General features: G+C 68.4%; 4 protein-coding genes. 3 read left to right on the top strand and 1 reads right to left on the bottom strand.

The window, feature by feature from the left end; all coding sequences use genetic code 11:
• The 3 genes from ROTAS13_RS23295 to ROTAS13_RS23305 form a co-directional block, all read left to right on the top strand.
• A partial coding sequence (locus ROTAS13_RS23295; RefSeq protein WP_075823563.1) for a site-specific integrase occupies positions 1 to 691 on the top strand: 691 nt, incomplete at its 5' end.
• A gap of 76 nt (positions 692 to 767) precedes the next feature.
• Positions 768 to 1,496, top strand: a complete 729-nt coding sequence (locus tag ROTAS13_RS23300; RefSeq protein ID WP_075823564.1) for a hypothetical protein — start codon at positions 768 to 770, stop codon at positions 1,494 to 1,496.
• 108 nt (positions 1,497 to 1,604) lie between these two features.
• Complete coding sequence (locus ROTAS13_RS23305; RefSeq protein WP_075823565.1) at positions 1,605 to 2,012, top strand: hypothetical protein; 408 nt, start codon at positions 1,605 to 1,607, stop codon at positions 2,010 to 2,012.
• Here ROTAS13_RS23305 and ROTAS13_RS27880 read toward each other — a convergent pair.
• A partial coding sequence (locus ROTAS13_RS27880; protein ID WP_216348731.1) for a hypothetical protein occupies positions 1,993 to 2,234 on the bottom strand: 242 nt, incomplete at its 5' end. The genes ROTAS13_RS23305 and ROTAS13_RS27880 overlap by 20 nt on opposite strands.

Genomic DNA, 2,234 nt, shown 5'->3' on the forward strand with positions numbered 1-2,234 from the left:
CGCCCGCAGCCACGGCACCCGCCCCCGCAGGCGCGCCGCCGCGGCCGGCCCGGACGCCCTGCGGCTGATGCTGGCCGCCCGCCCGCCCGCCACCACCCCGCTCGGCGCCCGCGACCGGGCGCTGCTGCTGGTGGGCTTCGGGGCGGCGCTGCGGCGCAGCGAACTGGTTGGGCTCGCCTTGGGGGATGTGGAGATCGTCCCGGGCCGGGGCCTGCGCGTGCTCATCCGCCGCTCCAAGACCGACCAGCGCGGCGCCGGCCAGGAGGTCGCCGTCTGGGCCAACCCGGCCGAGCCGGGCTGCTGTCCGCTGGCGGCGCTGGAGGCCTGGCTGGGTTTCCGGAAGGGGGCTTCCGACATCACCGGCGGGGGCTCCGATCGGGAGCGGCCGCTCTTTGTGGGCATGAGCAAGGCAGGGAAGCTCTCCACCGCCGCGCTGTCGGACAAGGCGGTGTGGCGGCTGGTGAAGGGGGCAGCCGAGGCGGCCGGGCTGGAGGGGTGGGAGCGCTTCTCGGGGCACTCTCTGCGCGCAGGGCTGGCCACCGCGGCCGGCGAGCAGGGCGCCGACCTCGCCCAGGTCATGCGACAGACCCGGCACCGCTCCGCCGAGGTCGCGCTGGGCTATCTGCGGCCGGCGGATCTGTGGCGCAACAACCCCACGCAACGGATCTGGAAGAACGCCGAGGAGGGCTGAGGTATGAAGGCGGCTTCACCGATCGGCGCGAGCGGCGCGTTGAACCAACCGTCCCAACAGATACCGGAAGACAGGGATGCATCTCGACACGATGGCCGAACTGCTGAGCGGCATCGCCGAAAAGCCTGGCGCCGTTCTGGTCAGCGGCGCCGACACGCTCGTGCCCGGCCCGCTGTATGTCATGGGCTTCAATCCGGGCGGCAGTGCCGAGGGCGACGGTACGGCGGAGAGCCTCACGATCGGGGCATCGATCGAGCGGTCACGGGGAAAGGTCGCGTGGAACGAATGGGTCGACGACAACTACGGTGGCTCAGGCCACAGCATATTGCAGAGCAGGATCTGCTCGGTCTTCAAGGAACTGAACGTCGATCCACGGAAAACCCTCTCCACCAACGCCCTTTTCGTGAAGTCGAACGACGCGGGCGCGCTGGAAAGACCGTGGGACCTGTGGTGGCAGCACTGCTGGCCGGTGCACCGGTTCCTCCTGCATGTGGTGCGCCCGGCCGTGGTGGTCTGCCTGGGCAACGGCGAGGCGCTCAGCGCACTGGCACTCCTGCGTCATCCCAGGCCAGGTCAGGGTCGAAGGTACGACGTACACTGGGTGCCGTCCGATGCGGACCAGTCGGCGGACGGGCAATGGGAAGAGAAGGTGACCTTCGACCTCGGCGAGTACGGCCAGCATTCCTGCGCGATGCTGGGGCTGCCCCATCCGAGCCCAAGGGTGAGCAGGGGCTGGCCCCTGACGGACAGAGCCAGGGAGAAGATCGCGCAGGCGCGCGACAGGATGCGGGGATGGCAAGCTTGAGCCGCTTCCGTCGCCCCACGGATCCTCGCCCCCTGTCCGGAGTGATCCACAGCCGGGATCAGGGCACATTGCGGATCGCGGAAGGGTGACCCGCGGCAGGAAGCCCGGATGACGCAACCCTCCATCGGCATCTTCTGGGGCATCGTCGGAGCTGGCCAGCAGCCAGCATTGCTGGTCGACCTCGTGCCGCTTGCGGGCGGAGAAACCTACGGGGAGTTCCTGACCCATGGCGGCCACTACGAATACTGGACGAAGCTGGCCAGGATGGGAGCGTCAGGCCTGCGTCGCCTCGGACTGCCGGGCGCACCGCTCTGGTCGGAGTATGAGGAGTGGCCGCGCGGACGTGTCGTCTATCACATCCCGACGCGGCGCTTCGTGATCTATGCCGACCGTAAGCTACGTACACAGCCCTGGATGGACCGCATCCTGGCACGCTTCGCACTGACCGAGGCGGAGCACGAACTCCGCGGAGACCCGCACTACGTCGTCGGGCACACTACACGACGCTGGTTCTGAACGACCTGTATTTGGCTTGAGCCCAGATATGTTGCCAAAGGTCTTGGGCGGCGCCTGGCTGTGTGAGGATCCAATGCCGGAGGATGTCGAGGCCGGTGCGGAACCAGGACTTTCGCCGGTAGCCATGACCTGCCGTTTCAATGTTGGTCCGGCCTTTGCTCCGTGATGCGCAGGCATGAGCCCATGCCAGAGCCAGCGTGACCATGGCGACAAGCAGGTGCA

It is taken from the genome of Roseomonas sp. TAS13, assembly GCF_001950415.1.
In the GTDB taxonomy this organism is placed as follows: Bacteria; Pseudomonadota; Alphaproteobacteria; order Acetobacterales; family Acetobacteraceae; genus Roseomonas; species Roseomonas mucosa.